This is a genomic window from Streptomyces liangshanensis (assembly GCF_011694815.1).
Lineage (GTDB): Bacteria > Actinomycetota > Actinomycetes > Streptomycetales > Streptomycetaceae > Streptomyces > Streptomyces liangshanensis.
The window spans coordinates 468,604-487,905 of the sequence record NZ_CP050177.1 but is presented as its reverse complement, the minus strand read 5'-3'; the positions used below and the strand labels follow the sequence as shown (position 1 = coordinate 487,905).

19 protein-coding genes and 1 pseudogene are annotated in these 19,302 nt (G+C 71.8%); 12 read left to right on the top strand and 8 right to left on the bottom strand.

All coding sequences use genetic code 11. The features are described from left to right. Positions 1-123 precede the first annotated feature (123 nt). Both HA039_RS02165 and HA039_RS34315 read left to right on the top strand, forming a co-directional pair. The gene (locus HA039_RS02165) at positions 124-843 is read left to right on the top strand and encodes an L-dopachrome tautomerase-related protein (protein ID WP_341830000.1); all 720 of its coding nucleotides are present in this window, start codon (positions 124-126) and stop codon (positions 841-843) included. Beyond that, a pseudogene (locus HA039_RS34315) lies at positions 744-1,019 on the top strand (L-dopachrome tautomerase-related protein); the annotation flags it as partial. The gene HA039_RS02165 and the pseudogene HA039_RS34315, both read left to right, overlap by 100 nt. A 264-nt stretch (positions 1,020-1,283) precedes the next feature. On the opposite strand, the gene HA039_RS34310 reads toward HA039_RS34315, so the two are convergent. Further along, entirely contained in the window at positions 1,284-1,415 is a 132-nt protein-coding gene (locus HA039_RS34310) for a hypothetical protein (protein ID WP_279592812.1), read from the bottom strand. Positions 1,416-1,478: 63 nt separating this feature from the next. Further along, on the bottom strand, positions 1,479-1,865 hold the full coding sequence (locus HA039_RS02160; protein WP_167022910.1) for a hypothetical protein: 387 nt from the start codon (positions 1,863-1,865) through the stop codon (positions 1,479-1,481). 421 nt (positions 1,866-2,286) lie between these two features. On the opposite strand from HA039_RS02160, the gene HA039_RS02155 reads away from it, so the two are divergent. Next, positions 2,287-2,895 (top strand): TetR/AcrR family transcriptional regulator, encoded by a 609-nt coding sequence (locus HA039_RS02155; RefSeq protein WP_167022907.1) that lies wholly within the window; start codon positions 2,287-2,289, stop codon positions 2,893-2,895. 33 nt (positions 2,896-2,928) lie between these two features. Here the strand turns inward: HA039_RS02155 and HA039_RS02150 are convergent, their stop codons facing one another. Continuing rightward, positions 2,929-3,783, bottom strand: a complete 855-nt coding sequence (locus HA039_RS02150; protein ID WP_167022904.1) for an LLM class flavin-dependent oxidoreductase — start codon at positions 3,781-3,783, stop codon at positions 2,929-2,931. Between the two features lie 84 nt (positions 3,784-3,867). Then, positions 3,868-4,755, bottom strand: a complete 888-nt coding sequence (locus HA039_RS02145; RefSeq protein WP_167022901.1) for a LysR family transcriptional regulator — start codon at positions 4,753-4,755, stop codon at positions 3,868-3,870. 129 nt (positions 4,756-4,884) lie between these two features. Here HA039_RS02145 and HA039_RS02140 point away from each other — a divergent pair, with 129 nt between their 5' ends. From HA039_RS02140 to HA039_RS02130, 3 genes are all read left to right on the top strand, one after another. Beyond that, positions 4,885-5,838 (top strand): alpha/beta hydrolase, encoded by a 954-nt coding sequence (locus HA039_RS02140; RefSeq protein ID WP_167022898.1) that lies wholly within the window; start codon positions 4,885-4,887, stop codon positions 5,836-5,838. Positions 5,839-5,869: 31 nt separating this feature from the next. Continuing rightward, entirely contained in the window at positions 5,870-7,339 is a 1,470-nt protein-coding gene (locus HA039_RS02135; protein ID WP_167022895.1) for an NAD-dependent succinate-semialdehyde dehydrogenase, read from the top strand. 77 nt (positions 7,340-7,416) lie between these two features. Continuing rightward, on the top strand, positions 7,417-8,673 hold the full coding sequence (locus HA039_RS02130) for an MFS transporter (protein WP_167022892.1): 1,257 nt from the start codon (positions 7,417-7,419) through the stop codon (positions 8,671-8,673). Positions 8,674-8,792: 119 nt separating this feature from the next. Here the strand turns inward: HA039_RS02130 and HA039_RS02125 are convergent, their stop codons facing one another. Beyond that, positions 8,793-9,413 carry an SDR family NAD(P)-dependent oxidoreductase gene (locus HA039_RS02125; RefSeq protein WP_167036012.1) on the bottom strand — a complete coding sequence of 207 codons (621 nt, stop codon included), beginning with the start codon at positions 9,411-9,413 and terminating at the stop codon, positions 8,793-8,795. A gap of 123 nt (positions 9,414-9,536) precedes the next feature. On the opposite strand from HA039_RS02125, the gene HA039_RS33735 reads away from it, so the two are divergent. Then, positions 9,537-9,707 (top strand): hypothetical protein, encoded by a 171-nt coding sequence (locus tag HA039_RS33735; protein WP_243869046.1) that lies wholly within the window; start codon positions 9,537-9,539, stop codon positions 9,705-9,707. Here the strand turns inward: HA039_RS33735 and HA039_RS02115 are convergent. Further along, a complete protein-coding gene (locus tag HA039_RS02115; protein ID WP_167022889.1) occupies positions 9,704-10,876 on the bottom strand; it encodes a serine hydrolase domain-containing protein in 1,173 nt (390 codons plus the stop codon). The genes HA039_RS33735 and HA039_RS02115 overlap by 4 nt on opposite strands. A gap of 147 nt (positions 10,877-11,023) precedes the next feature. Between HA039_RS02115 and HA039_RS02110 the strand changes: the two genes are divergently transcribed. Beyond that, a complete protein-coding gene (locus tag HA039_RS02110; protein ID WP_243869044.1) occupies positions 11,024-12,394 on the top strand; it encodes a cation:dicarboxylate symporter family transporter in 1,371 nt (456 codons plus the stop codon). Here HA039_RS02110 and add read toward each other — a convergent pair. After that, positions 12,351-13,502, bottom strand: a complete 1,152-nt coding sequence (add, locus tag HA039_RS02105; protein WP_167022883.1) for an adenosine deaminase — start codon at positions 13,500-13,502, stop codon at positions 12,351-12,353. The genes HA039_RS02110 and add overlap by 44 nt on opposite strands. Before the next feature lie 125 nt (positions 13,503-13,627). Here add and HA039_RS02100 point away from each other — a divergent pair, with 125 nt between their 5' ends. From HA039_RS02100 to HA039_RS02085, 4 genes are all read left to right on the top strand, one after another. Then, complete coding sequence (locus HA039_RS02100; protein WP_167022880.1) at positions 13,628-14,062, top strand: hypothetical protein; 435 nt, start codon at positions 13,628-13,630, stop codon at positions 14,060-14,062. Beyond that, the gene (locus HA039_RS02095) at positions 14,062-15,858 is read left to right on the top strand and encodes a CHAT domain-containing protein (RefSeq protein WP_167022877.1); all 1,797 of its coding nucleotides are present in this window, start codon (positions 14,062-14,064) and stop codon (positions 15,856-15,858) included. Before HA039_RS02100 ends, HA039_RS02095 begins: the two co-directional genes overlap by 1 nt. A gap of 157 nt (positions 15,859-16,015) precedes the next feature. Beyond that, positions 16,016-16,447 (top strand): DUF4190 domain-containing protein, encoded by a 432-nt coding sequence (locus HA039_RS02090; RefSeq protein ID WP_167022874.1) that lies wholly within the window; start codon positions 16,016-16,018, stop codon positions 16,445-16,447. Positions 16,448-16,674: 227 nt separating this feature from the next. Continuing rightward, on the top strand, positions 16,675-17,799 hold the full coding sequence (locus HA039_RS02085) for a low temperature requirement protein A (protein WP_167022871.1): 1,125 nt from the start codon (positions 16,675-16,677) through the stop codon (positions 17,797-17,799). Here the strand turns inward: HA039_RS02085 and HA039_RS02080 are convergent. Then, entirely contained in the window at positions 17,759-19,210 is a 1,452-nt protein-coding gene (locus HA039_RS02080) for an FAD-binding oxidoreductase (protein ID WP_243869042.1), read from the bottom strand. The two genes, HA039_RS02085 and HA039_RS02080, sit on opposite strands and share 41 nt — an antisense overlap. Positions 19,211-19,302: the final 92 nt, after the last annotated feature.

Genomic DNA, 19,302 nt, shown 5'->3' with positions numbered 1-19,302 from the left:
TCGGATCAACCGAGGTCACCGGATGTGGGGCAGTGCCCCGTGCGCCCTCGGCGGCTATGCGCCGCGCATCACGGCGATCGACCTCAGCAGGAGACCCCGACATGAGACACGGCAGACTCTTCCGTGCGGCCGCCCTCGCGGTGGCCGCGGCGTCGCTGGCCGCCGCCCAACTCACCGGCTCCGCCTCGGCGACACCCGGGCGGGCCACGGCAGGCGGGCCCGGCACCGAACGGTCCACGGGCGGGGGTACGAGGTCGTCGACCTATTCTTCGGCGCGATGCCGACCGGTGTCACCGTCTCACGCCACGGCCGGAAGTTCGTGTGCTTCCCCCGCCTGGGCGACAACGTGCCGTTCACCGTCGCGGAGCTGCGGGACGGCAAGCCCGTCCCGTACCCGAACGCCGAAGTGACCGCCAGGACCCCGCCGACCTGCCCGGACACTTCCAGTCGGTCCAGGGCGTCATCGTCGATCCCGCCGACCGGCTGTGGGTCCTCGACACCGGAATCCCGGGATTCGCCGGTTCCTCCTACGGCGGCCCCAAGATCGTGGCGATCGATCTGCGTACCAACAAGATCGTTCGGAGGATCGTCTTCCCGACCTCCGTGGTGCCCGCGGACAGCTACATCAACGACATGCGCTTCGACCTGCGCCGCGGCAAGGCGGGCAAGGTGTACATCACCGACCGGGCGGCCCCTTCGGCATCATCACGGTCGACCTCGCCACGGGCCGATCCTGGCGCCGCCTGGCCGGGGACCCCTCGACGGTCCCGGACAAGGACTTCGTCTCCATCCTCGACGGCAAGCCCCTCGCCAGTGAGTTCGGCTCCGACGGGATCGCCATGAGCCCCGACGGGGAACGCCTCTTCTGCTCGCCGCTCTCCAGCCGGCGCCTCGCCAGTGTGTCCGTCGACGCCCTCTCCGATCCGCGCGCCACCAACGCCCAGGTCGCCTCGACCGTGAAGAGCCTCGGGTTCAAGCCCATGGCCGACGGCCTGGAGAGCGACACCAAGGGCCGGCTCTACGGCGGCGACCAGGAGCACAACTCGATCTGGCGCAGGAACACGGACGGCTCGTACCGCACCATTGCCGAAGCCCGGGGCGCCAGGACCTCCGCCAGAAGCCGTACCTCCTGGTCCGTCTGCCCATCGACGCCGGGCCCGTCAGGCTTCGCTGACCCCCGTTCATCCCCCTCGCCCTTGAAGCCGCTGTGCTCGCAGACCGCCCGCGCTCCTTCTCGCTCGTCAAGGAGAGCTACGACGCCATCGGCGGCTCTTGAAAGGTTGTCAGGTCCGGCGTGTTTCGCGGACGGGGTGGCCGCCGCGAGAGGGCAGGAGCGGGATGAGGGTGCGGGCCTCCACCGACGTCCCGGCGACGAAGCTCGACGGCGGCAGCGATGCCCGAGACATGGTGACCACGTGGAAACACCTGCGCGGCGGCTTTCGCCGCCGGGCAGGTGTCCGGTGCTTCCGCGGGGTGGGTCAGGCTGCCCAGCTTCCGTTGGAGAGGGCGTCCGACCGGAATTCGAAGGCGAACTGCACCCCGTCATTCACGTTGGTGGCGACGGTCGTCCACTGACCGGCGGTGGTGAGGGTGTAGTTGGCCTGGCAGTTCAAGGACCCGTTGGTCTCGAAGCACACCTTCACGTACCGGTTGGTGTTGGACCTGATGTTGATGTCCGTGCAGGAGCTGGACGTGGTGAAGGTGCGGCCGGCGGGCAGCCAGAAGGTGCCGGCGGGCTTGCTGTAGCTGCTGGCGTCGCCGTAGCAGGAGGCGACGGTGGCCTGCGAGGCGGGAGCGAGCATCACACTGCCGGCGACCAGGGCGGTCGTCGCGGCGGCGGTGGCGACGAGGCGGCGTACGTTCATGGTGCTGGTTCTCCTCGGGGTCCGTGCGCGGATGGGGTACGGGACTTGGACGCGTCCGCCGGGTCAGGCCGACGCGGAGGCGGACGCGCAGCGGGCGCCGGAGGTACCGGGCGACTTCGTGCCCAGGCAGACGTAGACGCGGGCGGCGACAACGGAGTTCGCGCGTTGTGGGAGGGGCCGGCCGGAGGGTTGCCCGGCCGTTGCCTGGCATCAATTTGGTGTCCGCGGCCCAGCGGCGCCAGGGTTTGTGTGCTGACGCAAAGGGGTGTGACGGATTCCGCCACTCGGCGCCGTACGTACTCCCGGGAACGTCGCGACAGCGGGTCCCGTACCCGTGGCTACACTTGGACGTCCCTGACCTGCGGACGCGTGCGGCGGCCACGTGGGTGGAGCCGGCATTCCACAGGAAAAGGTAGAGGGATTGAAAGCCTACAAATCTCCCCGCAGGGCCGAGGGGGCCGCCGCCACTCATGCCGCCATCATCCAGGCGGCGACCGAACTCTTCCTCTCCCGAGGCTATGACGATGTGACGGTCAGTGATATCGCCAGGGCCGCGGGGGTCGCCCCACAGACCGTGTACAGCAGTGCGGGCGGCAAGTCGGCCATTCTGGGGGCGATCATCGCGCCCGCCATCCAGGGTTCCGTCGCGCGGCAGTCCTTGCTCGCGGTGAGCGAAAGCGAAGATCCGTCCGAGATCATCGATATCGTGGCGGCCGGCACGCGGATGGCCCATGAGCAGCATTGGACCGTCCTTTACGGTCTGCTGCATCGGGGCCCGGCCGAACCCTCCGCCGGCGCGGTCCTGGACAAAGGGATGTCCGCCTACCTCCTCGCTCTGGAGAAGGTGGCGGACCGCTTGGTGTCCCTGACGGGTGTCCGGTCCGATCTGGGGCCCGGGGACGTTGTCGACCTGCTCTGGTTCTACCTCGGTCAGGGCGCGTGGTTCGCTCTGGTCGGGGAACGCGGCTGGGAGTTCGGGCGCGCGGAGGAATGGCTCGCGGCGTCGGCCAAGCGGGCCATCCTCGCGTAGCCTTCCGGGCCGCTCGGGCAGCGGAGGACCGGATCAGAGCACGAGGTCCGCGAGGCGCGCGACCTGATCGATCCTGTCGACGGCCGGGAAGAAGATCAGTTCGTCCGCTCCCGCCGCCTCGTAGGCGTCCCGGGTCGCGCGGATGGCGTGGTCGGAGGTGGCCATGGAGTCCGCCGCCCTCTTCGCGATGTCGGCTCCGGCCGACCGGTAGTAGTCGAGGGTGTTGGCGCGGGCTTCGTCGGCGTACTCCTCGAAGCCGAAATAGGTGACCGCCACGAGCCGCGGCGCCCCGGCCCGGCCTGCGTCCCGCCAGGCGGACCTGGCGGACTCAAAGGCCGCGGCGACGCGCTCAGGGGTGACGGAGCCTATGTAGCCGTCGCCGAAGCGTGCCATGCGGCTGAAGGTCTTGGCGGAGTATCCGCCGAAGAGCAACGGGACCTGCCGGGTGCCCGAGGGGACCGCCGGCCCGTCCGTCCCGTCGCTCGGCTCGCCGCTCCAGATGTCCCGGTAGACGGCGATGTCACGTTCGAGTCGCGCCCCCCGTCCTTCCGTGCCGAGCCCCTCGACCATGAAGTCGTCCGGGCGGCTGCCGACGCCGATTCCCAGGGTGAGGCGGCCGCCGGACATCTCGTTGATGCCCGCGACGTGTTTGGCGAGGAGGGCGGCCGGCCACGCGGGAGCGACCAGGACGGTGGAGATGAGACCCACGGTGCTGGTCGCGCCGGCGGCCACCGCGAGCGCGGCGAGGTCCATGACCCCGGGGTAGGTGAAGCGACCGGTGGTTCCCACCGAGGAGAACCCCGCCGCCTCGGCCTGTGCGGCCCATCGGGGAATCGTTTCTGCCCGGACGTTGCGCACCGAATTGGGCAGCCCCATGCCTGTCTTCATGCGAGATTTCCCTTCTCGTCAGAGTATGCTCCTCTATTCATTAGAGACTACTCCAACGAACCGCGCGTCACCCGCCCGGGCGGTTCACTCCGCCAGGTACGGTTCCGACAGCGCCAGCAGCGCGCGCAGCGGGGCGGCCGGAGCAGGTACGCGGCGCCACACCAGCACCTTCCGGTACGGGATGCGCGGCGTGACGGGAACGGCGATCACCCGCGGGTCGAGGTGCACCTCCGGGTCGGCCCCCGCCGCGACCGCGATCCCCACCCCCTCCACGGCCAGGGCCACCAGGAGCGCGACGTCGTTCGTGGCGTACGCCGGGGCGAACCTCAGATCCGCGCGCCGGAAGGCCTCGTCGATGGCCGGGTGCAGGCCGTTGTCCGGCCCGTAACTGATCAGCGCCGTGCCGGCCAGTTCCTGCAGCGTGATCGAGGTCTGGCGGGCCTCCCGGCGGTCGCGCCGCACGACGGCGACGATCTCGTCGCGCAGGAGCGTGCGATGGCCGAGGGAGTCCTCCAGCGGCTGGAGCGGATGAGCGATGGCGGCGGCGTCGAGCGCGCCGTGGCGGACCTGGTCGAGCAGCGCGGAGCTGGTGCCGCCCACGAGACGTACGGTCACGTCGGGATAGCGGCTCCGGAAGGTGCCGAGCATGCGGGGCAGGGGAGTGATCTCGACGCCGTCGACACTCCCGAGGGTCAGGTCACCGGTCAGCACGCCCTCACGGGCGGCGAACTCCGCCTTGGCCGAAGCGACGGCGGCCAGCGCGTCCCTCGCGTAGGGCATGAGGACGCGGCCGGCCGGGGTGAGCACCACCGACCGCGGCCGCCGCTCGAACAGCTGCTCGCCCAGCTCCCGCTCAAGGCTGCGGATCTGCTGGCTCACGGCGGGCTGCGCGACCCGGCACCGCTCGGCGGCGCGGCTGAAGGACTCCTCCTCCGCGACGGCGACGAAGTATCCCAACGTCCGAAGTTCCATACCGCAAAGCTATCAGTTTCCCTTATTCGTCCTAGACGGAAACGGTCTTTGCCTTATCGCGCGGGCGGCCCGAGGCTGGGTGTGTGGCCCGGAAACCGGTGCCGCGCCTTCAGCTTCGAGGAGAGCCCCATGACTGACCCCACCGCCGGCACCGAGCGTCGGGACGTCGCGTTCGACGCCGACGGAACGACGTTGCGCGGCTGGTTCTACCCGGCCGCCGACCGCCAGGGCGCCCCCGGGCCCGCGGTCGTGATGACCCACGGCTTCTCCCTGGTCAAGGAGGTCTACCTCGACCGTTTCGCCGAGCGCTTCGCCGCGTCGGGGCTCTCCGTGCTCCTCTACGACCACCGCAACTTCGGGGCCAGCGACGGCACGCCCCGTCAGGAGATCGACCCCTGGCGTCAGATCGAGGACTACCGGCACGCGCTGACGTTCCTGTCGACGCTGCCGGAGGTGGACGCGGACCGCCTCGGGGTGTGGGGCACCAGCTACAGCGGGGCGCACGCCGTCGTGGTGGGCGCCACCGACCTGCGGGTGAAAGCGGTCGTGGCCCAGGTCCCGGCGATGAACGGCGTCGAAACGGGGTGGCGGCGTACGCCGATGGCGCAGATCGGCGACCTGGGACGCGCCTTCGCCGCCGAGCGCCTGGCCCGGATGAGCGGCGAGCCCGCCCGGACGCGCCCGGTCGCGGGCGACCCGTCGGAGGGCCCCGTCTACACCGCCCCGGACGCGCTGGAGTTCTTCCTGAACGACACCGCCGTCGCCCCCTCGTACCGGAACGAGGTGACCGTACGTTCCGGGGAGTGGAGCCGCGCCTACAACGCCGGTTCGTACATCGAGATGGTCAGCCCGCGTCCGCTCCTGATGATCGTGGGGGACGACGACACCCTGTCCGGCACCGACCTCCAGCTCGAGGCGTACGGCAGGGCCCGGGAGCCCAAGGAGCTGCGCCTCATCCCCGGCGGCCACTTCGACCCGTACGTCAAGCAGTTCGAGGCCGCTTCCTCGGCCGCCGCCGACTTCCTCGCCAAGCACCTGAACACCGAGCGCCTGAACACCGAACGCCTGAACACCAACCGCTGACGGCGGCGTCGAGCACGGAAACGGAGACACCATGAGCATCGTCACCGAGCAGAGCGTCATCGCCGCCGTCGCCAAGGACCTGTACCTCGACGGGCGTTGGCTGACCGCCGCCGGCGGCCGCACCTTCGGCGTGGAGGACCCGGCCACCGGGAAGGAGCTGGCCCGGGTTGCCGACGCGTCGCCCTCCGACGGACTGGCCGCACTGGACGCCGCGGCGCGGGCCCAGCCGGCCTGGGCGGCCACGGCTCCCCGCGAGCGGGGCGAGATCCTGCGCCGCGCGTACCAGGGTCTGGTCGACCGCACCGAGGAACTGGCGCTGCTCATGACCCTGGAGATGGGCCGGCCGTTGGCGGAGTCGCGCGGCGAAGTGGCCTACGCCGCCGAGTTCCTGCGCTGGTTCTCCGAGGAGGCCGTGCGCGTCGACGGCGGGTACGGGACCGCGCCGGCCGGCAACGGAGGCCGCGTCCTGGTCATGCGCCAGCCCGTCGGACCCGTACTGCTCATCACACCGTGGAACTTCCCGCTGGCCATGGCGACCCGCAAGATCGGCCCCGCGTTGGCCGCCGGCTGCACGGTGGTCCTCAAACCCGCCGACCAGACACCGCTGACCGCCCTGGCGCTCACGCAGGTGCTCGCCGACGCCGGAGTGCCCGCCGGCGTCCTGAACGTGATCACCACGACCGCCGCCGGAGCCGTCGTCGAACCCCTCATCCTGGACGGGCGGGCGCGCAAGCTGTCCTTCACCGGCTCCACGGCCGTCGGCCGCCGCCTGCTGAGGCAATGCGCGGAGCACGTGCTGCGCACCTCGATGGAACTGGGGGGCAACGCGCCTTTCGTGGTCTTCGACGACGCCGATCTCGACGAGGCCGTCGAAGGCGCGCTCCTGGCCAAGATGCGCAACGCGGGCGAGGCATGTGTCTCGGCCAACCGCTTCCTCGTCCAGCGCGGTGTCGCGGACGAGTTCGCGAGCCGCCTCAGCGCCCGGGCCGCCGCCCTGCCGCTGGGCCGTGGCACGCGGGACGACGTCAGGCTGGGACCCCTGATCAGCGCGGTTGCCGTGGAGAAGGTCGACGGCCTGGTGTCCGAAGCCGTACGCCGCGGCGCGCGGGTCCTGACGGGCGGAGCCCCGGAGCCGGGGCCCGGCCACTTCTACCCCGCCACGGTGCTCACCGACGTACCTCCCGGCACACGCCTGCTGGCCGAGGAGATCTTCGGCCCCGTCGCGCCCATCACCGTCTTCGACACCGAGGACGAGGCGGTACGGGAGGCGAACGACACCGAGTTCGGCCTCGTGGCCTACCTGTACACCAGCGACCTGAACCGTGCGCTGCGCGTCTCGGAACGCCTGGAGACCGGCATGGTCGGCCTGAACCAGGGCGTGGTGGCGAACCCGGCGGCGCCGTTCGGCGGTGTCAAGCAGTCCGGACTCGGTCGAGAGGGTGGCCCGACCGGCATCGACGAGTACCTGGAGACCAAGTACGTCGCCACCACCCTCCGATGAGAGCGGGACCCACCGCGCCTGGTTCTCCGCGCTCCGTGAGCGGGAGTGCCGGACGGGGACGACCGAAGAAGGAAGTCATGTCTGACAGGGACACATCCCCCGTGGGCGCCACGGTGGAGGCCGGCGTCGCACCGGACCCGCCGCGGTCGCACGCCCCGGTTACGCCGGTCGCGCGGCCCCGAGGCCTGATCCTCGTCCTCGCACTGGCCTGTGGCATCGCCGTGGCGAACATCTACTACGCCCAGCCTCTGGTGACCCCGATCGCGGCCGCCTTCGGGGTCAGCGAGGGGCGCACGGCGCTCGCGATCACCCTGGGCCAGATCGGGTACGCGCTCGGCCTGGCCCTCCTGCTTCCCCTCGGGGACCTCGTGGAGAATCGCCGGCTCGTCCCGCGCATGCTGCTCGTCACGGCGCTCGCCGCGCTGGCCGCGGGCCTGTCCCCGGGGTTCGGGCCGTTCCTCGCGGCCGCGGTGGTCCTGGGCATGACCTCGGTCGTCGCCCAGATTCTCATCGCCTTCGTGGCCAACACGTCGTCGGCCGGCGAACGCGGAGCCGTGGTCGGCAACGTGATGACCGGTCTGCTCCTCGGCATCCTGCTGGCCCGCACCGTGTCCAGCCTGGTGGCGGCGGCGTGGGGGTGGCGCGCGATCTACCTCATCTCGGCCGGCCTGCTGGCCGCGCTCGCCGTCGTACTCGCGAGGATTCTTCCCCGGCGCGGTCCGAGCAGCGGTGGAAGCTATCCGGCGCTGCTGGCCTCGATCGTCCGGCTCGCGCGCGAGGAGTCCGTCCTGCGGCGGCGCGCGATCACCCAGGCCCTGGTCTTCGGTGCGTTCAGCGCCTTCTGGACCTCGGTCGCCGTGCAGTTGGATCACCGGGAACACCTGGGTCAGGTCGGCATCGGGCTGTTCGCGCTCGTGGGCGCCGCGGGGGCGATCGGCGCTCCCGTCGCCGGGCGCCTCGGCGACCGCGGTCTCGGCCGGTCCGCGAGCGGGATCGCCCTCGCGCTGGCCGCCGTGTCCATGGTGCTGGCCGGCATCTGGGCGGGAAACCTCGTACTCCTCGCCGTGGCGGCGGTCCTCCTCGACATCGCGGTGCAGTGCCACATCGTGCTCAGCCAGCGCGAGATCTACACGCTCCGCCCGGACGCGCGCGCTCGTGTGACGACGGTGTTCATGACGACGGTGTTCGTGGGCGGCGCGACCGGCTCCGGCCTCAGCGGCCTCGCTTACGACGAGAGGGGCTGGTCCGGCGTCACCGTGCTCGGTACGGCCATGGCCTCGCTGGGCTTCGCCATCTGGGCCGTCGCGGCACTGCGCGGACGCCCCTCCCGGTGAGACGGGACGCACAGGGACGGCCCGCACCACCGGTGCGGGCCGCTCCCGCGTACCACAGCGGATCAGTCGGCGGCCGACGGGCGCGGATCGCTCTCTGCCCCGGGGCGTCCGTTAGGCCGTCACTCCGTGTCGAAGTCCGTCCCCCGGGAGACCCCCTCCCACTCGGTGAGTTCGGCCCGCACGGACTCCAGGTGTGCGGTCAGGAAGTCGACCGCGTCGCCGCCCCGTACCGTCCGCCGGGTCGCGCTGACCTTCTCTGTGTACGCCGGGTTCTCCACGGAGAAGTACGCCGCGCCCTTGCCGAACAGGTTGGTACGGAACGCGCCGGGCACCACGATCAGCACCTTGATGCCGAACGGCGCCACCTCGTCGGCCAGGCCCTCCGACAGCTGCTCCAGTGCCGCCTTGGTCGCGCTGTACGCGGAGAACCCGGCGAACGACAGCTGCCCGCCGAAGCTGCTGATGTTCACGACCGACCCACCGCGCCGTTCCCTCATCTGCGGCAGCAGCGCCCGGGTCAGCCGCGCCGGGCCGAACACGTGGAGTTCGAACAGGTCGCGCAGCTCCCGGTCGGTGGTCTCCTCGAACGCCTCCACCTGCGTCCGGCCGGCGTTGTTCACCAGCACGGACACCCTGCCGTAGCGGGCCAGGGCTCCGGTCCGCCGGGCGGTGCCGATCACCGTGTCACCGGCGGCGACCGCGGCCTCCGCGATGGCCCGCCCGAAACCGCTGTCCACCAGCCCGGGCCGCGGGCTGCTGCCCGCGAGCCGCGGTGGGTCGCGCTGCCGGACGGACACCCCCTGGCGGCGCGGGCCACGTCCGACCCCGAGGAGACCCACGAGGCGGTCGTCGGCGGCCAGAGGGTGGCGCTGCCGGCGAGCCGTAACGCTCCGCTGGTCGTCCGGGACGGCATGATCGCGGTGCCGGTACGGGGCATCTCCCCGTCCCAACTGGCCGTGGCCGCCCACTGGGACGACACACGCGCCCTGGTGCTCGCCTACCTCGCCGCCGCGCGGGAGGTCGCGGTGTCCTAGCCCAGCGAGTCCCGCAGCGCCTCCACCAGCGACGTCGCCCGCACGTCGTTCGCGCCCTCGACGACGCTGTTCATGACGTACCCGAAGGCGATGCCGTGCTCGGGATCGGCGAAGGCGAGGGAACCGCCCCGGCCGGGGTGACCGAAGGCGTGCGGGGAGGTCAGGGGGGTGGCCTCGGTCGGCAGCATGTATCCCGCGCTGAAGCGGGTCGGCATCATCATCACCCGGTCCATGCCCGCGGCCTGTTCCTCGGTCGCGGCCGCCACGGTGTCCTGGCTGAGGAGGCGCACGCCGTCCACCTCGCCGATCAGCGCGGCGTACATGCGCGCCAGGGCCTGGGCGGTGCCGATGCCGTTCGAGGCCGGGATCTCCGCGGCCTGCACGTCGGGGGAGTTGAAGTCGATCTCGACCGGATCGGTGACGGCGAAGGCCCTGTTGGTGAGCGAGTCCGGGTCACGCATGGCCGCGACCAGGGGCCGGATCTCCTCGGGAAGCGCCTCCAGCGGTACGGCGCCGAGATCGACGTCCGGCTGCGGATAGACCATGCGGCTGACCCGCTCGCGCCGGTCGTCCGGAAGCCCGATGTAGAAGTCCAGGGCCAGCGGCGCGGCGATCTCCTCGGCGAAGAACCGCCCCACCGTGCGGCCCGACACCCGGCGGATCACCTCGCCCGCCAGCCAGCCCCAGGTCCGGCCGTGGTAGCCGTGCGCGGTCCCCGGAGTCCACAGCGGACGCTGCGCCGCCAGGGCGGCCGCCATCGGATGCCAGGCCAACGCCTCCGCCAGCGGCACCGGCCGGTCCAGGGCGGCGAGGCCGGCCTGATGGGACAGCAACCAGCGCACGGGAATGTCGGCCTTGCCGTGAGCGGCGAACTCGGGCCAGTAGCGGGCGACAGGCGCGTCCAGGTCCAGGGCGCCGCGCTGGACGAGGAGGTGGGCCGCGGTCGCGGTCACGCCCTTCGTCGCCGAGTACACCAGTTGCAGTGTGTCGTGCGCCCATGGCCGCCCGGTCCCGGGATCGGCGACACCGCCCCACAGGTCCACCACCGGGCGGCCGTCCTGGTACACGCATACGGAGGCGCCGACGTCCCCGTTCTTGTCGAAGTTCGCCGCGAACGCTTCCCCGACGGCCTCGAACCCGGCCGCCGCCTCACCGTAGATCGTTGTCATGCCACCCATTCTGGCAGTCGGCCCGGCTGAGTTTTCATGATCGTAACGTGCGGCTTCCCGGCCGCAACGTCTCTTCGGCAGAGTGCGCGCAGCGGAACTGTGAAATTCATATTCCGTTTCACGGAAAGACTCGGAGGGGAAACGCCCGTGCTCGTACGTCGTGCCGCCGCGCTGCTGCGCACCTCGCTGTTCACCCAGGTCGCCGTCGCGCTGGTGCTGGGAATTCTCGTCGGCAAGCTCTGGCCCGATGTCAGTACGTCGCTCCAACCGCTCGGCGACGGCTTCACCCGTCTCATCAAGACGCTGATCGCGCCGCTCGTGTTCTGCGTTGTCGTCACCGGCATCGCGCAGGCCGGGAACCTCAGGGCGTTCGGCAGGATCGGGGTGAAGGCGCTCGTCTGGTTCGAGGTCGCGAGCACCCTCGCGCTGGTCCTCGGCCTGCTCGCGGCCAACGCCGTCGGGCCGGGCAAGGGGATGCACGCCGACCCGTCCCAGCTCGACCCGGCCGCCGTGGACGCCAAGACCGGCGGCGGGCACCTGCTGTCCACCTCGCAGTTCATCCTGGAGGCGCTGCCCACCAGCGCGGTCGGCGCGTTCGCCGACAACGCGATCCTCCAAGTGCTCGTGCTCGCCTGCCTGGTGGGCGCCGCGCTCCTGCACATCGGCCACACCAAGGCGCCCGCCGTCCTCCCCGCGATCGAGCAGGTCCAGCACGTCGTCTTCGCCGTCGTGGGGTACGTGATGCGGCTCGCCCCGATCGCGGTCTTCGGCGCCGCCGCCCACCTCGTCGGCCAGTACGGTCTGCACGTCATCACAACCTACGGCAAGCTCATCGCGGTCTGCTACGCCGTCGCCCTGCTCTTCCTGGGGCTGCTCGCGGTCGCCCTGCGGCTGCTGACCGGCCTGAGCCTGTGGGCCTTCGTCCGCCACACCCGCGAGGAGCTGCTGCTCGCGCTCGGCACCGCGTCGTCCGAGACCGTCATGCCGCGCATGATGGAGAAGCTGCGGGCGGCCGGCGCGCGCGACGACGCCGTGGGGCTCGTCCTGCCCACCGGGTATTCCTTCAACCTCGACGGAGCCTCGATCTACCTCTCCGTCGGCACCCTCTTCATCGCCCAGGCCACCGGGGTGGACCTGAGCCTGAGTCAGCAGATCACCGTCGTGCTCGTTCTCATGCTCACCAGCAAGGGGATGGCGGGCGTGCCCGGTTCGGCCTTCCTCGCGCTCTCCGCCACCGCGTCCACGCTCGGTGTCATCCCGGCCGGCGCCGTGGCGCTGCTGCTGGGCGTCGACCGGATCATGGACTCGATGCGGGTCGTGACCAACCTGCTGGGCAACTGCGTCGCGGTCTTCGTGGTCGCCAAGTGGGAAGGAGCCCTGGACGTCGCCGTCGCGAAGTCCGTGCTCTCCGGCGAACCGGCCCCGGCCCCGGCGCCCGTCCCTCTCGACCAGGGTGAGGTACCGCTCGACGCGGTCACCGTCCCCCAGCAGCCCCCGGTTCGGGGGGCGGGGCGGTGAAGGTGTCGATGCGGGTCAGCAGGGCGTGTCGGGCGGTGGGTGGCAGGAAGGAGGAGCGGACGCCGTTGCGGGCGAGGGCGGTGAGGGTCGGCCGGTCCAGGCCGAGGTCGTGGGCGGTCGTGGCGAAGGTGTCGGCGAGGCCGCTCTCGAAGTAGGCGGGGTCGTCGGAGTGGAGGGAGACGTTGAGGCCCGCGTCGAGCATCCTGGGCAGGGGGTGTTCCCGCAGGGACGGGACCGCCCGGAGGCGGACGTTGGAGACCGGGCACACCGTGAGCGGTGTGCCCGCGGCGGCGATCTCGCGGACCAGGCCGGGGTCGTCGAGGATCGTGATGCCGTGGTCGATACGGTCGGGCGCCAGGAGTTCGAAGGCCTGGCGTACGTAGGCGGCCGGGCCCTCCTCGCCTGCGTGGACGCAGGTACGGAACCCCTGGCGGCGCAGTTCGGCGTAGTACCTCACGAACTTCTCCGGCGGGTTGCCGGTCTCGGCGCCTCCCATGCCGAAGCCGGCGACGCGGTCGGCCCAGGGCAGGACGCTGTCCAGCAGGGCGAACGCCTCGTCCTCGCCGCGGTGGCGGTGGGCGCTGACCAGGAGGGAGGCGCTGATGCCGGTGCGCTCGCCCGCGTCGGCGATCGCGTCCAGGACGCCGTCCAGGACGGTTTCCAGTGCGATGCCCTGTTCGGTGAAGGTCTGGGGTCCGAAGAACAGCTCGGTGTGGGCGACACCGTCCTGGTGCGCCCGGTCGAGATGGGCGGTGGTGAGGTCGTAGAAGTCCTGCCGCTTCCGCAGGACCCGGCAGCCGGCGAAGTACAGGTCCAGGAAGGACGCGAGGTCACGGAACCGGTAGGCCGCGCGCAGCTCGTCCTCGGTCCGCCACGGGACGTCGACCTCGTTGCGCCGGGCGAGGTCCAGCAGCAGGCCGGGCTCCAGGCAGCCTTCGAGGTGGACGTGGAGTTCGGCCTTCGGCAGCTCCCGGCAGAACCGCCGGAGCGAGGTGTCTTGCGTGTCGATGTCACTCGTCCTGTTCGTTCGGGACCCGCTCGCTCGAGGCCTGTTCCTCCACCCGGGGCGCGGTACGGCGATGCTACAACGCGCCCGATTCGGCCGCATCGGGCGGGTATGTCCTCCGCTCTCGTGTGGTCGCCTTCGCGGTGGGGGCGAGTCCGGACGGGCCGGTGCCGGAGCGGTTCGCGCAAAGCCCCTCCCGGTGGTGAGTGGAGGGTTACGCTCGGCTCATGGGCGACCACATGTTTGTGCACGTACCGGATGATTTCTGGGAGTTGCTCGACCGGGCCGACTTCGACGAGGTGGACGTCCGGTCGCGCTCGGCCGATCATTGGGCGTCGGTGGCGCAGGCCGTGGTGTCCGTCGGGAACGAGGGGCTGGCCGTCACGGCCAACGTGGTGGGGGTCTACCTGGCCCGGGACCGGATCAAGGAATTTGTCCAGGGGGCCGCCGCCTGGTTCGGCTTCCGCGCCCCGGCCGACGGCCCTCCGCCGACGCTGGTGTTCACGATCACCGGCGCGGGCGGCGCCGAGACCCGTATCGAGATCCGCTCCACGCCCGGACCCGACGGGCGGCCCGTCCTCGACACGGCGGCACTCACCGGCGCCGTCGTGTCCGCGATGAACGCCCCGCCTGCGAACCCCCCGTCCCGTACGGCCGAGTGATGAGGCGGTCCGCGTCGCCGCAGGAGGCCGAGTTCGACCGGATCCAACAGGCCGTCGAAGCGATCCGGGTACGGGGCAGGCGCGACGGCCCCGCCGCCGTGGCGGACGACGTCTGGCGGCTCATGCGGCACTGCGTGGACCTGATGGTCCAGGGCGACCCCGCGTTCGCCCGGCTCGTCTTCCGGACGGCCCGCATCTCCTTCGGTGTGCACGCCGAACTGGGCCAGTGGTTCTTCGCGTCCGTGTCCAGCCTGTTGTTCACCGGCGCGGTGGCCGTCATCGACGCGCAGAACACCAAGAACGGCGTGGACTTCCCCGAGGACGCGCTGCCCGACATCCAGGTGATGGCGGACCTGTCCGTGGACGTGGCACACCGCGCCGGTGTGCCACTGGCCGGCTACCTGGTCGCAGAAGGGCTGACGGGCCGTCAGATGGGTGACCGGACCATCGCCCGCGAACTGTCCGAATTCCTGGGCGGCGAGGACGCCGTACGCCGCCTCCGCGGGCTGCGCCGCAGTGTGCGGGCCGCGGCCGGGCGGATGGCCGACCTGCCCGACGCGGTCGACACCGTCGTCGCCCTGCGGGCCCAGGCGGACCTGATGATGGTCCAGGAGCTGGACCGGACGATCGAGGAGCTGGCGAGCGGGGACGGACTCCACTCCGGCGCCCGTACGGTGTCCGGCGTGCTCGCCGCGGACAGGACGGCGCGCTCGGTCCTCTACCTCGCGCCGGGGGTCGAGGGCGGCACGGTGATACGCCTGGAGGGGCCGGAGAGCGGCCGGCGGTTGTGCGAGAGCATCGCCCTGCCCGGCCTGGGACTCCGCGAGGTCCAGGCCTGTCTCGACACGTTACGCGGATCCCTCGCGTCGGAACCGCCGCTGGTCAAGGCCCGTGACCGGGCGGTCCGTACGGCGCACGCCGCCGTCACCGACGCGGTGTGGAAGCCCGTACTCGACGCCTGGCCGGACCTCCTGGGAGGCCGTGTCGCCCTCGTACCGCTGGGGCAGAGCGCCCTGCTGCCGCTGTACACCGCGCCGGTGGACGGCATCCCGGTGTGCGGACTCCTCGACCTCACCGTCGTCCCCTCCGGCAACGCCCTCATGTTCGCGGCGGCATGGCCCCGGCCCTCCCGCGTCGACCCGCTGGTCGTGGCGGACCCCTGGTACCACGACGGGGCCGGCGGGAGACCTATCCCCTGCACCGTGCCCGAGGCCCGCAGGGTCGCGGCCGTCCACGGTGTGGCGCCCACGATCCTCCGGGAGCAGAACACGGCCGCCGCCGACCCCGGGGGACCCGAGCGCGTGCGCGGACTGGGCCGGTCCTCCGGCGGTGTCACCCGGCGCCCCGGCCTCGCGCCGGTGGACCTGGCCCGCCGGATGACGTCGGCCAACCTCATCCACCTGGCCGGTCACGGATCCCTCGACGCGCACCGCCCGCTGGAGTCCACCATCCTCCTGGGCGGGCCCCTGCCCCTGTCCTCGCTCCTCGGACACGACCTGCGGCGCGGCACGACCGTCGTGCTGTCCGCCTGCCACCTCGCCGGCATCGGGGTCCGGCTCCCCGGCGAACAACTCGGCTTCCCTGCAGCCCTGTTGGCGATGGGCGCGAGCTCCGTGATCGCCGCGCTCTGGGCCGTACCCGACTCGGAGCAGACCATCGAGCTGATGGCCTCCCTCCACGAGGAACTCCACCGCGGGGTCCTGCCGTCCGCCGCGCTCGGCCACGCCGTGACACGCGCCGCGGCCGAGGGGGCCCGTCCCACCGCCTGGGGATCGTTCACCCATTTCGGCGCCTGAGCGGACGCGTGCGCCCGGTCCGGTGAGCGGACGTACGCGCCCGGCCCGGTGAACGGGCATACGGGACGGCCGGTGAACGGGCATGCGTGCGCCGCCCGTTGGGGGGCAGACGGGGGAGACCCGAACAGGTCGAGCCGAAGAGACGAGTGTGAGACCGATGTCCATGCCCCACTACCCGCAGCAGTCGGCCCCCGAGGGACAGCCCCACACCGGACCGGTCCCGCACACCGATCCGGCCCCCGCGCGCGGCAACAACCTCGCGATCGCGGCCCTCGTCCTGGGGATCGCCGCCTGTGTGTTCTTCTGGACGGTCGTCGGCGGCATCGTGCTGGGCCTGGCCGCGGTCGTGCTCGGCATCCTCGGCGCCCGCCGGGCCCGTGGCGGCCGGGCGCCCCGCCGCACGATGGCCATCGTCGGCGCGGTGCTGGGCGGCCTGGGGCTGATCGTGTCGGCGGTGATCGTCACCATCGGTGTGTCGCTGCTGAACTCCGACGAGTTCAAGGACTTCAACGACTGCGTGCGCCACGCGAACAGCCAGTCCGAGAAGGACCGGTGCGCGGACGACTACAAGCAGGACGTCAACAACTGAACGTACGCCTCGTTCCTTCGTACGCCGCCCCCGAGCGACCCGCTCGGGGGCAGCCTGCTGTCGGGCCGTATCGGGCTGTATCGGATCGGGCCCGGCCCGGCCGGTGCCTGCGCCGTGTGATCGCCGGGGTGGCATAAAGTCGGGGCGAATCCGTTCAAACCGGCAGGAGCGCACCCCCAGTGAGTCAGCCCCTTCCCGAGCCTCGGAACCGGAGCTGGTACCGGCCGATGCGGGCGCGCAGTGCCGACGAGCGGCATCGCACCTCCACCGCCCTGGAACTCTTCTTCGACCTGTGCTTCGTCGTCGCCGTGTCCCAGGCGGCCGCCGCGTTCGAGCACGAGGTCGCCGCCGGACGTGTCGGCAACGGGCTGGCCGGCTATACGGCGGTGTTCTTCTCGGTGTGGTGGGCGTGGATGAACTTCACCTGGTTCGCCTCCGCGTACGACACCGACGACGTCCCCTACCGGCTGCTGACCCTGATCCAGATCGCCGGCGCGCTCACCCTGGCGGCCGGGGCGCCGAGAGCCCTGGAGCACGCCGACTTCACCGTGATCACACTGGGATACGTGATCATGCGGCTGGCCATGGTCGGCCAGTGGCTGCGCGCCGCCCACTCCGACCCCGAGCGCCGGCGGTGTTGCCTCCGTTACGTGGCGGGGATCCTCGTCGCGCAGGTCGGCTGGGTGGTCCGCCTCGGGTTCGACGAGCAGGCCGGCTGGTGGTCCTTCGGGGTCCTCGTCGTGGTCGAACTGGCCGTGCCCCCTTGGGCGGAGCGCGCCGTGCACACCATCTGGCACCCGAGCCACATCGCCGAGCGGTTCGGCCTGTTCACCCTCATCGTGCTGGGGGAGACCGTGACCGCCGCCACGGCGGCCGTGCAGACCGCGCTCGCCGCCGACGCCTCGTACGGCAGCATCATTCCGCTCGCGGTCGGTGGGATCCTGACGGTCTTCGCCATGTGGTGGCTGTACTTCAACGACGAGACGCCCAGCCAACTGGACTCCCTGGCCGCCTCGTTGCGCTGGGGATACGGGCACTACGCCGTGTTCACCTCCGCGGCGGCGGTCGGCGCGGGCCTCGCCGTGAACGTCGCCCAGACGGGCCACCACACCCACATCGGCGCCACCACTGCGGCGGCGGTGTACACGGTGCCCGTCGCGATCTACGTGACGGTGCTCAGGCTGCTCCGCCGGAACCCGGACCCGTCCCGCGCCCTGGACGCCCTGTGGGTGGTGGCCGTCCTGGGCATCCTCGCGGCCACCTTCGCGTCCGACCCCGTCCTGGTGACGGGGCTCGTCACGGCCGCCCTCGTCACGGCGATGCTGGTCGTTCTCGCCCGGCCGCGGAAGTGACCTCCGGCGGGACGTTCTGGTTGAGGCGGAACAGGTTCTCCGGGTCGTAGGCCGCCTTGACCGCGCGCAGCCGGGCGTACGTCTCCGGGCCGTAGCCCTCCTTCACCCGCGCCGCGGTCGGCTCGGACGACGAGAAGTTGAGGTAGGTGTGCCCGGTGCTCCACGGTTCGAGTCCCGCCAACACCCGTTCCGCGTAGGCGGTCTGCGGGTCGCCCTCGGCGGGTGGGCCCATGGACATGATCCAGAGGGCGAACGCGGCGTCGCGGTTCCCCACCGCGCTCGGCGGGCCGTTCCGCCGCCCCAGGGCGCCGCCGAGGTGGCGCAACTCCACGAACTCCACCGGGTGTTCCGCCCCCGGCCCGGCGAGTGCGGTCATCACGTCGGCGGCCTCCGGGGGGAACTCGGCCAGCATCGCGGTCCATTCACGGAAGAACATGGGGTCGACGGGGTCCAGGTGGATGGACGCGAAGTCCGTCAGCGGCATGTCGCCGACCGTGTCGCGTACCGGCGTGGCGGCCTGCCGGAGCGGCAGGAGAAGGTCCGCGCCCTCCGCGGGCGTCCCGAGGTAGGCGATCCGTACGTGCACCATGAACCCGCCGCGCAGGACGTCGGGCACGGCCGGGACGTCCGGCAGGCGCAGCAGGGCGATCGAGGAGGTCAGCTCCTCGGGGGCGGTGGCCGTGAGCCGCAGATAGGCGCGCAGGACGGCTTCGGTGTCCTCGCCCCGGAAGAACAGCCCGCCGCCGTACAGCCGTGTCACGTCGTGGAGTTCCACCTCCAGCGCGGTGACCACGCCCATGTTGCTCCTGCTCCCGCGCAGGGCCCAGAACAGGTCGGGCTCCTCGTCCGCGGTGGTGTGCCGCAGGCGCCCGTCGGCGGTGACCACGTCGATCGCGCGCACGTAGTCGGCGGCCCATCCGAACGGCCTGCCGAAGGTGGGGCTGAGGCCGCCGCCGAGTGTGAACCCCACGACGCCGACCGTCGGGGACGAGCCCACCGTCGGTGTCACGCCGAACGGGGCCGCCGCGTCCATCACCTGCTGGGCGCGCGCCCCCGCCCGTACCACCGCCGTGCGGGCGTCGCGGCCGAGGGTCACGTCCGACATCCGCCCGGTGGTGATCAGCAGGGCCCCGTCCGAGGGAACCATGGACTGGTGGCCGGTGGAGAGCACGGCGGCGGGGAGCCCGTGGGCGCTCGCGAAGGCCACCGCCGCCTGTACGTCCGCGGGCCGGGCGGCGCCCACCGCCACCGCCGGCCGCTGCGGGACCGCGAGGTTGAACGTGGCGCACTCGTGCGCGTACCCGGCGTCGCCGGGGCGGAAGACCTCGCCGGCGACAGCGGCCCTCAGGGCCGCGATGTCCTCGGCGGGGAGGCCGGGGGAGGGGTCTGGGGTGGAAGCGGGAACCGTCACCGGGATCGCCCTTTCCGCGTCGCGGTGGCGCCGCGGGTGCGCGGACCGCGCCGTACTCGCCCTGCACACTCGTTCCGTTTGACGGAGCGAGA

Coding starts and splice junctions, on each gene's coding strand:
- HA039_RS02160 (WP_167022910.1), bottom strand. CDS start 1,865: ATGAACGTACGCCGCCTCGTCGCCACCGCCGCCGCGACGACCGCCCTG.
- HA039_RS02150 (WP_167022904.1), bottom strand. CDS start 3,783: ATGAAGACAGGCATGGGGCTGCCCAATTCGGTGCGCAACGTCCGGGCA.
- HA039_RS02145 (WP_167022901.1), bottom strand. CDS start 4,755: ATGGAACTTCGGACGTTGGGATACTTCGTCGCCGTCGCGGAGGAGGAG.
- HA039_RS02140 (WP_167022898.1), top strand. CDS start 4,885: ATGACTGACCCCACCGCCGGCACCGAGCGTCGGGACGTCGCGTTCGAC.
- HA039_RS02135 (WP_167022895.1), top strand. CDS start 5,870: ATGAGCATCGTCACCGAGCAGAGCGTCATCGCCGCCGTCGCCAAGGAC.
- HA039_RS02130 (WP_167022892.1), top strand. CDS start 7,417: ATGTCTGACAGGGACACATCCCCCGTGGGCGCCACGGTGGAGGCCGGC.
- HA039_RS02115 (WP_167022889.1), bottom strand. CDS start 10,876: ATGACAACGATCTACGGTGAGGCGGCGGCCGGGTTCGAGGCCGTCGGG.
- add (WP_167022883.1), bottom strand. CDS start 13,502: ATGCGGCCGAATCGGGCGCGTTGTAGCATCGCCGTACCGCGCCCCGGG.
- HA039_RS02100 (WP_167022880.1), top strand. CDS start 13,628: ATGGGCGACCACATGTTTGTGCACGTACCGGATGATTTCTGGGAGTTG.
- HA039_RS02095 (WP_167022877.1), top strand. CDS start 14,062: ATGAGGCGGTCCGCGTCGCCGCAGGAGGCCGAGTTCGACCGGATCCAA.
- HA039_RS02090 (WP_167022874.1), top strand. CDS start 16,016: ATGTCCATGCCCCACTACCCGCAGCAGTCGGCCCCCGAGGGACAGCCC.
- HA039_RS02085 (WP_167022871.1), top strand. CDS start 16,675: ATGCGGGCGCGCAGTGCCGACGAGCGGCATCGCACCTCCACCGCCCTG.